Origin of the sequence: Bacillus sp. FSL K6-1218, assembly GCF_038006445.1 — a bacterium.
Lineage (GTDB): Bacteria > Bacillota > Bacilli > Bacillales > Bacillaceae_G > Bacillus_A > Bacillus_A thuringiensis_S.
The window spans coordinates 1,058,965-1,072,166 of record NZ_JBBOVE010000001.1 but is presented as its reverse complement, the minus strand read 5'-3'; the positions used below and the strand labels follow the sequence as shown (position 1 = coordinate 1,072,166).

Sequence of the window (13,202 nt, the reverse complement as noted above, 5' to 3'; positions counted from 1 at the left end):
AAAAAAAGATTGCAATTCATTTCACTTGAAAATGGGGTGTCTACGGCAGAAACTTTAGCCGATTTACCGTGCATTTCTTAAATAAATGAGGTGTCTGCGAAACGTAAATTACGATAATGCTTTTTCAATCCCTCTTCAGAAAACAGGAAGCTGAGTCAGCTTCCTGTTTTTCGTGTTTGTTCTCTTATGTAATTATGGTAAAATACGGCTAAGGATATTTGAAAGGATGAGATCAATGAATCATACAGCAGACAATTGTATTTTTTGTAAAATCATTGACGGGCAAATCCCTTGCTCAAAAGTATACGAAGATGAACATGTGCTTGCATTTTTAGATATTAGTCAAGTAACAAAAGGACATACTCTTGTTATTCCGAAAGTTCACAAACAAGACATTTTTGCGTTAACGCCAGAAATCGCATCACACATTTTTTCTGTCGTTCCAAAAATCTCAAATGCGATTAAAGCAGAGTTTAATCCAGTTGGCTTTAACCTACTTAACAATAACGGTGAAAAAGCTGGACAAACTGTGTTCCACTTCCACCTTCATTTAATTCCACGCTACGGTGAAAAAGATGGTTTCGGTGCTGTTTGGAAATCACACCAAAATGAATACACTATGGAAAATTTACAAAACATCGCAAGTACAATTGCAAATAGTGTGAAATAATGACACTATAAGAAGGCGTAATACATAACAAGCCACTTCCCTGAAGTCATCAAATTCCGCATGGCTTGTTTCTTCACCTAAAATGCTCAGGGATGATTGTTTGTGCCTAGCACATATAAGAAAGATATGCATATTTTTTCACATCATGAATACGAACAAAAAATAAGGAGGTCTCCTTTTATGTCAAAAGCTAAATCCTTTATTACAGGTGTTATTTGCGGGGGAGCAGTTGCTGGACTAGCCGTTCTTTTCTCAACTCCTTCTTCTGGTAAAGACATGCGCGGCAAGTTAAAAGAAAAAGGAAATGATATTAAAAAGACTTTAGCTGATATTACAGCTGATACGAAATTATTAAAGCGTCAAATTGTTGAAACTGCTTCAGAAGGTAAAGAAGTGTTTCAAGAACTAAAAGATGACATGCAAGACACGCTTTCTAACTGGAAACAAGATATTTCTCAAAACAAGCGCCATATTGAGAAAGAAATTTTGGACATCCAAAAGTCAATTGAGAAACTACAAGAAGCTGTTCCAGAAAAAGCGTAAACAAATTCCTGCTTAGTTTTTTGCATATAACAAATATTTTTTATATAAATTGACCTTGACACGGCATATCGTATAGATATGCCGTGTTTTTATGCATTTACAATATATGTTATCAATTAACATGTAAGGACAACGCATGTATTCACGACTCATAAAACGCTTCCATAGTTATGCATGATTTGTATAGAATGTCATTTTGTTAAAAAATTTTCACAATTCTTACAAAAAGACTTTATTAATTTTTATTTTACTGGCATAATAGATAGTAATGAAAAAGAATGTTAAAGTGGGTGAGTAAATGAAAAGTGGAGAAAAAGATTACTCGGTAAAAGAAGCGATGATTTTCAGCCAACGCATTGCTCAATTATCGAAAGCGTTATGGAAATGTGTAGAGAAAGATTGGCAGCAGTGGATTAAACCTTACGATTTAAATATTAATGAACATCATATTTTAACAATCGCTTATCATTTAAAAGGGGCTTCTATTTCTGAGATTGCTAAGTTTGGAGTTATGCACGTATCAACAGCGTTTAACTTCTCGAAAAAGCTGGAAGAACGCGGCTATCTTGTATTCTCAAAAAAGGAAGATGATAAACGAAATACGTACATTGAAATTACAGACAAAGGGGAAGAATTACTACTTCGCTTAATGGAAGAGTATGATCCTGAAAATAATTCAGTGTTTAATGGGGCTCTTGCACTTCGTAATTTTTATGGGAAGTTCCCAGAAAATATCGAACTGATTGCAATCCTGCGTAATATTTACGGACAAGACTTTATCGATATTTTTGAGAAATCATTAGAAGATATTGAAGAGAACTTTACAGAATCCGATCAAAAGTTAGTTAAGAAATAATCTATTTATTTTTTCGCAATCATGCTTAAGAATTCATTCATAAGCGGCTTAAATAAACCTTGTTTTGCTAGCGCTTCCGCAGTTTCGTGTACTTCGAGCTGATGTGGAAGCGCTTTTTCAAATTGATTTAACAGCGCATCGAACAAAAGAAGCCCTTCTGCTTTCTCCACTACATATTGCTCGTTCAGTTTTTCGCAAAGATTTAGTATACGTTCAATATCTTTTTTACGAGCTTTTTTCTTTATGATCAAAGAATAAAATGGACACTTCTCTTCATCAATCATTTTAAATAGTAGGTCTACGTAGTATTCAGCTTGTTCTAATCTTCTAACAACGTCCATTTTCTCCCTCACTTTCTAACACAAAGTCTTCTATTTCTGAATTTTGTAACACGAACAAAATATCGTGTGATACAATATATGTATATGTATTTTAGCCAAAAGGAGGTCTCGCCTCATGACACTTATAACAGTTGTTTTTGTCGCATTCGCACTTCTTGTTATATTTTACACGAATTTCATGACACATACACTGTGTGAACGAAAACAAATAGCTGCGAGCCGCCAGCCCAGTGTCTTTCGGGTTATTAATGTATGTATAACAATTTTATTAATTTCTAGTTATATAGAAATTATATTTCATGGAAAGTGAGGAAGGAAAGCCCCTTCCTCATTTTTTTCCTCTATAAGCAAATTATACCTACTATAACCAATAAAATAAACAGTACAAGTAATAAAATAAGTTGAGAATTCATCCCCATCCCCTCCTCTATTCTGTATATGCGGCATACGCCCAATATGGCACACTTTCAAAATCTGACACGTACTGGTTAATTTTTCTTTATCAATATGAAAACGCGTCGAAATATGATATATTAAATTTTGTACATATTGCTTATACTATAGAACAAAACATTCATCAAAACTTTATCCTCAGCCACGGTAAGCCCTGTTAAGCGCGCTTTACCAATACAAAAAAGCAAAAGTATCAGTGAGACTTAATCGGGCTCTTATGAATTTAAAATTCATCGGTGTAGGATAAATTAAAAATACATAATAGTAGGAGTGTTTATCGAATGAAGAAAGCTATGCTTGCCTTAGCCGCAACAAGTGTAATCGCATTATCAGCATGTGGAACATCATCAGACAAAATCGTTACATCTAAAGCTGGTGACATTACAAAAGAAGAATTCTACGATCAAATGAAGACACAAGCTGGTAAACAAGTACTAAACAACATGGTTATGGAAAAAGTACTTATTAAAAACTACAAAGTTGAAGACAAAGATGTAGACAAAAAGTTCGATGAAATGAAAAAACAATACGGTGATCAATTCGATACACTAATGAAACAACAAGGTATTAAAGAAGAAACTATCAAAAATAGTGTGCGTGCTCAATTAGCTCAAGAAAAAGCGGTTGAACAATCGATTACTGATAAAGATGTAAAAGCAAAATTCGAGGATTATAAAAAAGAAATTAAAGCAAGTCATATCCTTGTAAAAGATGAAGAAACTGCTAAAAAAGTGAAAGATGAACTTGCTCAAGGTAAATCTTTCGAAGAATTAGCAAAACAATACTCTGAAGATACAGGTTCAAAAGAAAAAGGTGGCGACTTAGGATTCTTCGGACCAGGGAAAATGGTAAAAGAATTTGAAGAAGCAGCTCAAAAGTTGAAAAAAGATGAAGTAAGCGAACCTGTAAAAACACAATTCGGTTACCATATTATCAAAGTAACTGATAATCACGCAGATGCAACTTTCGATAAATCAAAAGCTGATATTAAAAAATCACTAGCTCAAGAAAAAACGCAAGATGCTCAATTTATGAATGACTTAATGATGAAAGAAATCAAAAAAGCTGACGTAAAAGTTGACGATAAAGATTTAAAAGATCTTTTCAAAGAGCAAAAAGCTGACGATAAAAAAGAAGAAAAGAAATAATGAAAAGCTCGGGCTTAGCCCGAGCTTTTTTTATGTCCCCTCTTCTCAGGGTAAATTGTGTACAGATTGGGTAAACGAAATTACATGATTGGCTCTTCGATGCTATAGAAAGGATAACGTTTTTTTATTTTATGGATAGTGTAAAATCTTAGTTAGTTTTACACTATCTTCGTTACCGAAAGTTTATTTTGTCATTCATTTAACTAAAACCATCTTTTATGCATTTCACTTAAAAACATTTCTGTGATTCTAACTCCTGAACTTCCCCCTATAATAGAGTCAATCCCACAATGCGGACAAACTGCTGTGTTATCATCATCCCACCACTCTGTAATTTTTTCTGGATTAAAAATTTCCAAACAATAAAAACAACCACATATAACATCCTTTTCTAAGCGCTTTCTATTACGAGAAGAAAAACGATGTGCTTCCTCAAAATATTTTTCCATCAGTATCCCCCTATTCCTAATTTTCTTCTATGCTCTACCTAGATCCCCCCCTGGCAAAATTGCAATTGTTTCTTAAAGAAAAACAAAAAACCCTCGATTCACGAAGCGTGGAACCGAGGGTTTATCTCATCATTATTGATTAAATTAAAAAACTATGTTAAATTAGTACAGAAACACGTTTTCATAAATGATAACAACGTATTTATCCGTATCTTAATTGTACAACAAAATCTTTCTTCAGTCAACCTCTATTTTTCACTTTTAAAGGAGTGCTTACGTATGAATAAAAAACTTGATTTAGAGCAAAAACGATTGGATACCGTAATCGAAACGATTACGCAGCAAATTGATAAGCTAGAAAACGAAACTGGCAGACGCCGGGCAGAAGTAATCAACATCCGTAAACACTTCTGGGATGACGTTAAAGTGAATACAGATACTTTTGACGATTACCTTGAAACAGTTATCAACTTAAGACAACAAGCTCAGTCACTAGCTGTCACACAAATTACCCATAAACACACCTTTAATCGACTTGCCGCATTAAGACGCATGCATAAAGCACCTTATTTTGGACGAATTGATTTCAAAGAAGAAGGAGAATCTGCTGCGGATCAAATTTATATCGGTGTTGCTACACTTACGGATGCTAGCGGAGAAAACTTTCTTATATATGACTGGCGCGCACCTATTTCGAGTGTATACTACGATTATCCACCAGGGCCAGCTGAATACAGTACACCAGGAGGCGTAATCCACGGTAATGTGGAGAAAAAATTACAATACATTATTCAAAATGGCGAGATTGATTCTATGTTCGATACGAGCCTTACAATTGGCGATGAAATCTTGCAACAAGCACTCGGAAAAGGTACGAACAAACATATGCAGAGCATCGTCGCTACGATTCAGCGTGAGCAAAATGAAATTATCCGTCACGATGAAGGCCGCCTCCTTATCGTTCAAGGAGCTGCTGGTAGTGGTAAAACATCTGCTGCCCTTCAGCGAATCGCCTACTTACTATATAAATATCGCGAATGGCTAAAAGCGGATCAAATTATTCTCTTCTCCCCTAACTCTATGTTCAATAGCTACGTATCTAACGTACTACCTGAACTCGGTGAAGAAAATATGCAGCAAGTAACATTCCAAGAATATTTAAACCATAGACTAAGTAAGTCATTTGATGTGGAAGATCCTTACGAACAATTAGAATATATGCTAACTGAAACAAATAGCGCAAATTACAAAATTAGAAATACGAGCATCCGATTTAAAGCATCCACTCAATTTTTCGAAATGATTAGAACGTACAGACAATCTCTTGAAACTTCAGGCATGCTATTTAGAGGAATGAAATTTAGAGGAAAACTGATTGCCTCTGCTAAAGAAATTACAGAGCAATTTTACAATACCGACTCCTCCCTCCGCTTCCATAGTCGAATTGAGAAGTTAACGGATTGGCTAAATAAGCAAATAGATGCACTTGAAAAAGCAGAACTGAAAAAGCCTTGGGTAGAAGAAGAAATTGAATTACTTAGTAAAGATGAATATCAAAAGGCTTATAAATACTTGCAGAAAAAAGGCGAGTTTGACGACAACTCCTTTAATGATTATGAGAAAGAAACGAAAGTACTCGGACGTATGATTGTCCGTAAAAAATTGAAGCCTCTTCGTAAAGGCGTTCAAACATTGCGCTTTATCAATTTTACAGGCATATATAAACAACTTTTCATAGATGCATCATGGGTTACTGGAGAAAAACCGAAAGAATGGGATGACATTTGTTCATTAACAGTAAACATGCTTGATGAAGGAAAGTTATATTACGAGGATGCGACTCCATTTTTACTTTTAAAAGAATTAATTGAAGGCTTCCAAACGAATAGATCGATTAAACACGTACTCGTAGACGAAGCACAAGATTACTCGCCGTTTCAATTTGAGTTTTTAAAACGTCTCTTCCCTGCTGCAAGAATGACTGTACTCGGAGACTTTAACCAAGCGATATTTGCCCATGCGAGTGAAGCAGTGAATTTCAATACACTTACTAGCTTATACGGTCCAGATGAAACGAACGGTATCAACTTAACTCGTAGCTATCGTTCAACAAAACCGATTATTGAATTTACACGTGCTCTCGTACCGGAAGGCAACAAAATTCTCGCCTTTGAACGCGACGGCGAGAAACCTACAGTGACGAAAGTAGCTGATTACAGCGAACTGCACGAGCATATTACTGCCAAAGTTACCGAACTACAAAAACAAAATCACAATACGATTGCAATTATATGTAAATCTGCAGCTGAAAGCGCCGCTGCTTACGAAGGACTTAATCATATCGAGAATATTAAACTCGTGAAGAGTAACTCAGCCGAGTATGAGCAAGGCATCGTCGTGATTCCTGCTTATTTAGCGAAAGGTATCGAATTTGATGCTGTTATTATTTACGATGCTTCTGAAGCTGTGTACAGTGATGAAAGCGTACGTAGATTGTTCTACACTGCTTGTACGCGGGCGATGCATGAGTTGCAACTTTATAGCGTTGGCGAGGTTAGCCCTTTTATACTTGGGGCTGATTCGGATAGTTTTGAGCTTATAACGAAAACACCTTGATGATTCAAGGTGTTTTTCTCATTCTAAACGACATATCTTTACGACGATATACACTTAGCACGATTCCCATTATAAATGCGTGAAATAGAGTTGGTACTAATCCATAACTAATAAAAGGTAATGATATAGAAACGCGTGGTAATAATCCTAAAATCATGCCCACGTTATAAATGAAATGGAATACAAAAAGAGTTACTCCACCAACGAGTAGCAATTTACCATATCGATCGTTTATTTTATAAGATATGGTCATTATTCTTACTGCAAAAAGAGAAAGAATCAAGACAAGAACTAGCGCAAGCACATATCCATAATAGTAAGTCAAACTTGCAAATACAAAATCAGTATGAGTAGCAGGGATAGACTTTATATTTCCATATGTACCAAACCAACCTGCCGATGCCATTGCCTCTTTTAAACGTAAATACCATTGATCATGCTCTGGGTTTAAAAACCCTAAAATTCTAGCTATCCGGTATTCTTTTACGGCAGACCAGGAAAATAAATCCCTAATAATAAAGAAACAAATCGGTAACATTGTAATGAGCCATGCCGTTTTCTTTCCTAGCCTACTCCACCAAAGCATAACAAATACCATCGTGATATAGATGAACAGTGGTAAAAGAATTGATGTAGTTAGAAATAAATATAAAGAAAATAAATACAACATGAGAAGATGTATAAACTTTAATCTACTGTTATTGAAAAAAGAAGCCCAGGCTAGAAGGAAGAATGGTATTGTCATTAGACAGTCAATTATGATGGAACCAACTTTCATTAATGGCTCACCATTCAAAAAAGCAGTAGGAAAACACTTTATCATTAACAAGATAAGTACACCAATTGTATAAAACAGCCACCCGAGTCTCTCTAACTTCCGATAATCAAATAGCATCATCCCAATCGCTGTTGTAACACCGAGAATTACAAATATCACCTTATTCATTAATAAGTCAGCATGTCCAAGCGCTATAACTGGCAAAAACCCTAGCCCCATCACAGCCACTAATAAACCAATTAAGAACCAATCAACCTTTGGCTTATGTAGTTTATTAAGTTCCTGGCCAAGCTTGATTGGACTTCCCATTTGTTCAACGGCCTTATCTTCAGCAACTTCCTCACTTAAGCCTTTCTCTATCCACATATTCTTCGTCTGTTTCAAGTGAAAGTCTAGTTCTGTTGCCACCAAGTCCTTTGCTTCTTTTGATTTAATATGGTTCGTAACTTCTTTTAAAAAACGCTCCCCTTTTTTGCTCAATTTTTTCTCACTCCTGTACTAATCCTTTTAATATAAATCGTGCCTTCGTAGCATTCTTCTCTGCCTTTCGCAGCATTTTATTTCCTTTATCATTTAATTGATAATATTTAGCTCCCGCGTGATCCCAGCTAGATTGGATAAAGCGATTTTGTTCTAGACGATGTAATAAAGTGTATAGAGACCCTTCACCACCTTCGAATTTTTGAATCCCTCTCCCTCTTAGCAACTGCATCAATTCATAACCCGTTTTTTCATTCATAAGAAGTTGTAACACCGCTAAAAGGATATCTTCTTCCTTTTCGGACGATTGCTTGATTTTTTCGCGCACCTGCTTCTGGTGCTGATCAGAAAAACTCAAATGTTTAAACGTTGTGTTCTCCATTGATTTTCGCAAGCCTTTTAATCGATCTTCCATTTGATTATCCCTCCAATCCTTTCTTCAAAAGTTCCTTCGCTTTTTTCAGTCTCGTTTTTATCGTATTTTCCTTTACGTCTATTACCATAGCAATCTCTTTAATTGATAATTCTTCATAATAAAATAGATAAATGACTTCTCGATATTTTATCGGTAAATTCATTACTGCAGAAGCCAACCTACTATCCTCAACATTTTGAATAACTGTTTGTTCGACACTTTCTTTTTGACTCTCCATATACGTAAAGTCATCCTCTGTAACGATAACTTTTTTGTTATACCAACTTTTTATATAGTCCTTACATTGATTGATCGCAATTCTCCATAACCACGTTTTCACATTCGATTTCCCTTTATATGTATGAAGAGATTTATAACATTTCACAAATATATCTTGCGTTACATCCTCCGCAACCTCTTTATTATTCACATATGAATACACAAGCTGCAGGACTTCTTGTCCATACTTGTTCATTATTTCATCGATAAGTTCCTCCTTATCTTCTATTTCAAACGCTTCTATCGTTAATTCATCCACATCATTTCCTCCTTCCCATATATTAGACGACGCACTGTATGGAAAAGTTTTATAAATACATAAAAAAATACGGATGGTAATGTCCATACCGTTTTTTTATGAATATTTATTTACTTCTTGTCCCCTGACACTAATGCTCTGCTTAAAAACAGGAATTTTCATCCATATGTCTTGTTCCCTATTTTAAAACATAATACAATTAAAATGTAACTTAATAAGCTATAACTAGTAGGTGTGGCAATCATCTCTTCCATTTTGAAAAAAGGGGGAGGTGATAATATGATCGCGATGTTTGTAATTAAATTAGTGTATGGTATCCTAACCGGAGCTGGCGTTGTCATCGGTAGAAGATACGTCGGTCCGTGGCTAATTTCTGTATACAAAAAAGCGAGAACCACCCTGCTTCGTGGAAAAGGTAAGGGCGGTTCTCGGCTAAAACGTTAATGTAATTGTCTTATAACCGCACCTACTACCACCACAATAGCAAGTTAGGTTACACAAGGCAGAAGTTTCTCAGGCTTCTGTCTTTTTTATTTTATGCAAAATTCACACTAAATACTCTATCATCATTGTAACACATTTTATTTATTTTTAGTCAAGAGAAAAACCACCTAAAGGCTCTCCTTCAGGTGGTTCTCTATTTTATGCTAACGCAGCTGCTTGCTCTTGTTGATCTAGACTTTTTCTAGTTCAGCTGTGCCGCTCTCATCATTTATAGCACCAATAAAGACCGATTATGTACCCGCTTCATAACAGTAGGATTAAACAAGGAACAACACCTATTACGAATATAAAAAATCCTCTCACTATATAGTACCTATGTTTTCAGCGATACTCTATTACCATCAAATTAAGTTTGTATAATTTAAACTACAGAATAGCGAGCTAATTTTCAAATATCTTCTTTCGCATAACCCTAAATTTATTATCCATTTGCATTATGATTATAAATAAAAGATATCCTACCGACGCACCGAGCATATTTATAGCAATCCGCCACACATCAAAAACATCAGACAAAGTTAGTAAATGTAATATCTCCCAAACAAGAAAGGTCATAACATACCACTTACGAGCTTTCTTATAGTTAGTCACTTTATTAATCAACACTGGAACGAAAAATCCGAATGGAACTACTAATATTATATGTTGTAAAACGCTTAACCAATAAGTTGAGTTTCCCCAAGGACCTGGATGTGCAATAAAACCTTTAACTTGCCAAAGTGTTATTCCAAAAAGTTGTAATAACGTTTCTAAATCAGATATATGTAAAAATTGCTGCCAAAATTCAATGGGATGATAGACAGTCCCACCACCTGTCAAACTGCGAACAGAGTCAAATGTAGAAGTTGAAATAAACGTTCCTAAAAAGACAATAAAACAAATGATTATATAAGGAATACATAAAACTTTTGATAACACCTTTAATGGCCTAGGAACTTCGTATACCGATTTATTAATCTCTACGCCAATAACTTTTGATTCTCCAAAACTTTGAATCGCTTTATAAATCGCTTCTTTTTCATTCATACCTTGTTCCATATATTCTTCTTTCAAGCTGTTCAAGTGATCATACATTTCTAGAAATAACTCATCCTGTTCAATATCACTAAGTTCTGAATAGGCTAAAATAGACTTAATATACTCATCAAATTCACTCATAAATAACTCCTTTCTGACAAGCTTGAATTAATGCTGTTACACTTTCCCAAGAGTTCACTTTCTTCTGCAATTCTTTTTTCCCTTTATCTGTAATAGTATAGAATTTCCTTTTCATCCCATTCTCAGATTCATTCCAATAAGATTCAAGAAACTCCTTTTTCTCTAATCTCTTTAAAGCAGGATACAAAGTTCCCTGTCCCATACTATACAAATCTTCACTTGCATCCTTTAAACTTTGAGCTATTTCGTATCCATATGTATCACGTTTTGCAATGATAGAAAGCAATAAAATATCTATACTTCCCTTCAAGATTTCTTTATCCAACAATACCACCACCTTATATACATCGTATAACAACATATGTCGTTACGCAATATAGTTAGAAGAATATTCCATAAAAAAAAGAAAAAACCACCTAAAAGCTTCCCTTCAGGTGGTTCTCTATTTTATGCTAACGCAGCTGCCTGTTCTTGTTGATCTACAGGAATTACAGCGTCTGTTAATGCTTTTTCTAGTTCAGCTGTATATTTCATTTGTTCTTCTTTGCTCCAGCCTAGTTTCGCAGCCATGTAGTTGATTACTGCTTCTTTCCACTCATATACCCAGTGGATGTTGAAGAATACAGCGCCTCTGCGGCGTACGAAGAAGTCAACTGGTTTTGCTGTCATTTCGTAATCCATTGCGTATACAAGTGGGATTAGAACGTCAAGCGGCATGTTGTATTCTTTCGCTTCGTCTTTATGTTTTTTCGCTAAGCCAAATAGTACATCAACGTTAGAACCATAGAATTTTGCGAATTCTTCTGCTTGTGCTTTCGTTAAACCAGATTTCGTACCTTCGTCTGCTTTTTTCGCAACGAATGCCGGGAATCCGTGTGAACCATCTACATGTCCACCAGAGATCGGCATATGTTTCGTATCACTCTTCGGATATGCACTATGACCTTCTTTTTGTAGTAAGTTCGTTACGTAATCTACTACCATTTCAGCCATTTTGCGGTATCCTGTTAATTTACCACCTGCGATTGTAATTAAACCAGATTCAGAAGTCCAAATTTCATCTTTACGAGAAATTTCAGATGCATTCTTACCTTCTTCATAAATTAACGGACGTACACCAGCCCAGCTTGATTCAATGTCTTTCTCTGTAATTTTCACACTTGGGAACATGTAGTTAATCGCATTAATGATATATGTGCGATCTTCTGTTGTCATTTGTGGTACAGCTGCATCTTTATCATAGAACGTATCCGTTGTACCTACGTATGTTTTTCCGCCGCGAGGAATCGCGAACACCATACGTTTATCTGGTGTATCGAAGTAAATCGCTTGCCCTAGTGGGAAACGTTTTTGATCAATTACTAAGTGAACACCTTTTGATAACTGAAGTACTTTTCCTTTTTTCGAGTTATCTTTTTCACGAAGTGTATCTACCCAAGGACCAGCTGCGTTTACAATTTTCTTACCGTAAACTTCATATACTTCACCGTCTAGTAAATCGATTACACGTACACCGCATACTTTTCCATCTTTATATAAGAAACTGTCTACTTTTGCGTAGTTAACAGCTTTCGCACCATGCTCAATCGCTTCTTTCATTACTTCAATTGTAAGACGCGCATCATCTGTACGATATTCTACGTAGTAACCGCCGCCTTTTAATCCTTCTTTTTTCACAAGAGGCTCTTTATTTAATGTTTCTTCACGGTTAAACATCTTTCTGCGCTCGCTTCGTTTTACACCTGCTAAGAAGTCGTATACACGAAGACCAATTGATGTACTAAATGATCCGAACGTACCGCCTGTATGGAACGGAAGTAACATCCACTCTGGTGTTGTTACATGGGGACCGTTCTCATATACGATCGCACGCTCTTTACCCACCTCTGCTACCATTTTCACTTCAAGTTGTTTTAAATAACGTAGACCACCGTGTACAAGCTTCGTTGAACGACTTGATGTACCTGCTGCAAAGTCCTGCATTTCAAACACAATTGTTGATAACCCGCGTGTTGCTCCATCTAATGCAATACCAGAACCAGTAATACCTCCACCAATTACGATCACATCTAACTCTTGTTTATTTACTCCGTTTAATACGTCTTTACGTTGTTTACTTGAAAATTTCATGGTAATTCCTCCCTTTGATAACGAAAAAAGAGACCACAAACTCCGCTATAGATTTCGCCTCTATAGCGCGTTGTGGTCTCTCCAAATCTCCTACCGAATTATTAACTTGTCACCATTATAACA

General features: G+C 35.7%; 15 protein-coding genes. 7 read left to right on the top strand and 8 right to left on the bottom strand.

Going from position 1 to position 13,202, the window contains the following annotated elements:
• The first annotated feature begins 235 nt into the window (after nucleotides 1-235).
• From MHI26_RS05630 to MHI26_RS05620, 3 genes are all read left to right on the top strand, one after another.
• A complete protein-coding gene (locus MHI26_RS05630) occupies nucleotides 236-670 on the top strand; it encodes an HIT family protein (RefSeq protein WP_016082593.1) in 435 nt (144 codons plus the stop codon).
• Nucleotides 671-850: 180 nt separating this feature from the next.
• The gene (locus tag MHI26_RS05625; RefSeq protein ID WP_000030302.1) at nucleotides 851-1,213 is read left to right on the top strand and encodes a YtxH domain-containing protein; all 363 of its coding nucleotides are present in this window, start codon (nucleotides 851-853) and stop codon (nucleotides 1,211-1,213) included.
• 298 nt (nucleotides 1,214-1,511) lie between these two features.
• Entirely contained in the window at nucleotides 1,512-2,069 is a 558-nt protein-coding gene (locus tag MHI26_RS05620) for an HTH-type transcriptional regulator Hpr (protein WP_000834924.1), read from the top strand.
• Between the two features lie 5 nt (nucleotides 2,070-2,074).
• On the opposite strand, the gene MHI26_RS05615 is transcribed toward MHI26_RS05620, so the two are convergent.
• Nucleotides 2,075-2,410, bottom strand: coding sequence for a DUF1878 family protein (locus tag MHI26_RS05615; protein ID WP_000383657.1), 336 nt, complete (start codon nucleotides 2,408-2,410; stop codon nucleotides 2,075-2,077).
• A gap of 115 nt (nucleotides 2,411-2,525) precedes the next feature.
• On the opposite strand from MHI26_RS05615, the gene MHI26_RS05610 reads away from it, so the two are divergent.
• Entirely contained in the window at nucleotides 2,526-2,720 is a 195-nt protein-coding gene (locus MHI26_RS05610; protein ID WP_000172691.1) for a hypothetical protein, read from the top strand.
• 424 nt (nucleotides 2,721-3,144) lie between these two features.
• A complete protein-coding gene (gene prsA / locus MHI26_RS05600) occupies nucleotides 3,145-4,011 on the top strand; it encodes a peptidylprolyl isomerase PrsA (protein WP_061666643.1) in 867 nt (288 codons plus the stop codon).
• Between the two features lie 203 nt (nucleotides 4,012-4,214).
• Here prsA and MHI26_RS05595 read toward each other — a convergent pair whose 3' ends face one another.
• A complete protein-coding gene (locus MHI26_RS05595) occupies nucleotides 4,215-4,460 on the bottom strand; it encodes a hypothetical protein (protein WP_000417116.1) in 246 nt (81 codons plus the stop codon).
• A 279-nt stretch (nucleotides 4,461-4,739) separates the two neighbouring features.
• Here MHI26_RS05595 and helD point away from each other — a divergent pair, with 279 nt between their 5' ends.
• Complete coding sequence (gene helD / locus MHI26_RS05590) at nucleotides 4,740-7,076, top strand: RNA polymerase recycling motor HelD (protein ID WP_061666642.1); 2,337 nt, start codon at nucleotides 4,740-4,742, stop codon at nucleotides 7,074-7,076.
• Between the two features lie 4 nt (nucleotides 7,077-7,080).
• On the opposite strand, the gene MHI26_RS05585 is transcribed toward helD, so the two are convergent.
• The 3 genes from MHI26_RS05585 to MHI26_RS05575 are packed head-to-tail and all read right to left on the bottom strand — an operon-like array spanning nucleotide 7,081 to nucleotide 9,287.
• A complete protein-coding gene (locus MHI26_RS05585) occupies nucleotides 7,081-8,334 on the bottom strand; it encodes an FtsW/RodA/SpoVE family cell cycle protein (protein ID WP_061666641.1) in 1,254 nt (417 codons plus the stop codon).
• Nucleotides 8,335-8,341: 7 nt separating this feature from the next.
• A complete protein-coding gene (locus MHI26_RS05580; protein ID WP_000390151.1) occupies nucleotides 8,342-8,749 on the bottom strand; it encodes a PadR family transcriptional regulator in 408 nt (135 codons plus the stop codon).
• Nucleotides 8,750-8,753: 4 nt separating this feature from the next.
• Nucleotides 8,754-9,287 carry a sigma-70 family RNA polymerase sigma factor gene (locus MHI26_RS05575; protein ID WP_000344009.1) on the bottom strand — a complete coding sequence of 178 codons (534 nt, stop codon included), beginning with the start codon at nucleotides 9,285-9,287 and terminating at the stop codon, nucleotides 8,754-8,756.
• 279 nt (nucleotides 9,288-9,566) lie between these two features.
• On the opposite strand from MHI26_RS05575, the gene MHI26_RS05570 reads away from it, so the two are divergent.
• Nucleotides 9,567-9,731 carry a hypothetical protein gene (locus MHI26_RS05570; protein ID WP_000561154.1) on the top strand — a complete coding sequence of 55 codons (165 nt, stop codon included), beginning with the start codon at nucleotides 9,567-9,569 and terminating at the stop codon, nucleotides 9,729-9,731.
• Between the two features lie 441 nt (nucleotides 9,732-10,172).
• Here MHI26_RS05570 and MHI26_RS05565 read toward each other — a convergent pair whose 3' ends face one another.
• The 3 genes from MHI26_RS05565 to glpD all read right to left on the bottom strand — a co-directional run bounded on the left by MHI26_RS05565 (nucleotide 10,173) and on the right by glpD (nucleotide 13,079).
• Nucleotides 10,173-10,949, bottom strand: a complete 777-nt coding sequence (locus MHI26_RS05565; RefSeq protein ID WP_061666640.1) for a VanZ family protein — start codon at nucleotides 10,947-10,949, stop codon at nucleotides 10,173-10,175.
• Nucleotides 10,942-11,274: a PadR family transcriptional regulator gene (locus MHI26_RS05560; RefSeq protein WP_000356630.1), complete on the bottom strand. Its 333-nt coding sequence runs from the start codon at nucleotides 11,272-11,274 to the stop codon at nucleotides 10,942-10,944. The genes MHI26_RS05565 and MHI26_RS05560 overlap by 8 nt, the downstream gene beginning before the upstream one ends.
• Nucleotides 11,275-11,396: 122 nt before the next feature.
• Entirely contained in the window at nucleotides 11,397-13,079 is a 1,683-nt protein-coding gene (gene glpD, locus MHI26_RS05555; protein ID WP_000672828.1) for an aerobic glycerol-3-phosphate dehydrogenase, read from the bottom strand.
• Nucleotides 13,080-13,202 lie beyond the last annotated feature (123 nt).

Coding starts and splice junctions, on each gene's coding strand:
- MHI26_RS05610 (WP_000172691.1), top strand. CDS start 2,526: ATGACACTTATAACAGTTGTTTTTGTCGCATTCGCACTTCTTGTTATA.
- MHI26_RS05580 (WP_000390151.1), bottom strand. CDS start 8,749: ATGGAAGATCGATTAAAAGGCTTGCGAAAATCAATGGAGAACACAACG.
- helD (WP_061666642.1), top strand. CDS start 4,740: ATGAATAAAAAACTTGATTTAGAGCAAAAACGATTGGATACCGTAATC.
- MHI26_RS05625 (WP_000030302.1), top strand. CDS start 851: ATGTCAAAAGCTAAATCCTTTATTACAGGTGTTATTTGCGGGGGAGCA.
- MHI26_RS05620 (WP_000834924.1), top strand. CDS start 1,512: ATGAAAAGTGGAGAAAAAGATTACTCGGTAAAAGAAGCGATGATTTTC.
- prsA (WP_061666643.1), top strand. CDS start 3,145: ATGAAGAAAGCTATGCTTGCCTTAGCCGCAACAAGTGTAATCGCATTA.
- glpD (WP_000672828.1), bottom strand. CDS start 13,079: ATGAAATTTTCAAGTAAACAACGTAAAGACGTATTAAACGGAGTAAAT.
- MHI26_RS05595 (WP_000417116.1), bottom strand. CDS start 4,460: ATGGAAAAATATTTTGAGGAAGCACATCGTTTTTCTTCTCGTAATAGA.
- MHI26_RS05565 (WP_061666640.1), bottom strand. CDS start 10,949: ATGAGTGAATTTGATGAGTATATTAAGTCTATTTTAGCCTATTCAGAA.
- MHI26_RS05570 (WP_000561154.1), top strand. CDS start 9,567: ATGATCGCGATGTTTGTAATTAAATTAGTGTATGGTATCCTAACCGGA.
- MHI26_RS05615 (WP_000383657.1), bottom strand. CDS start 2,410: ATGGACGTTGTTAGAAGATTAGAACAAGCTGAATACTACGTAGACCTA.
- MHI26_RS05630 (WP_016082593.1), top strand. CDS start 236: ATGAATCATACAGCAGACAATTGTATTTTTTGTAAAATCATTGACGGG.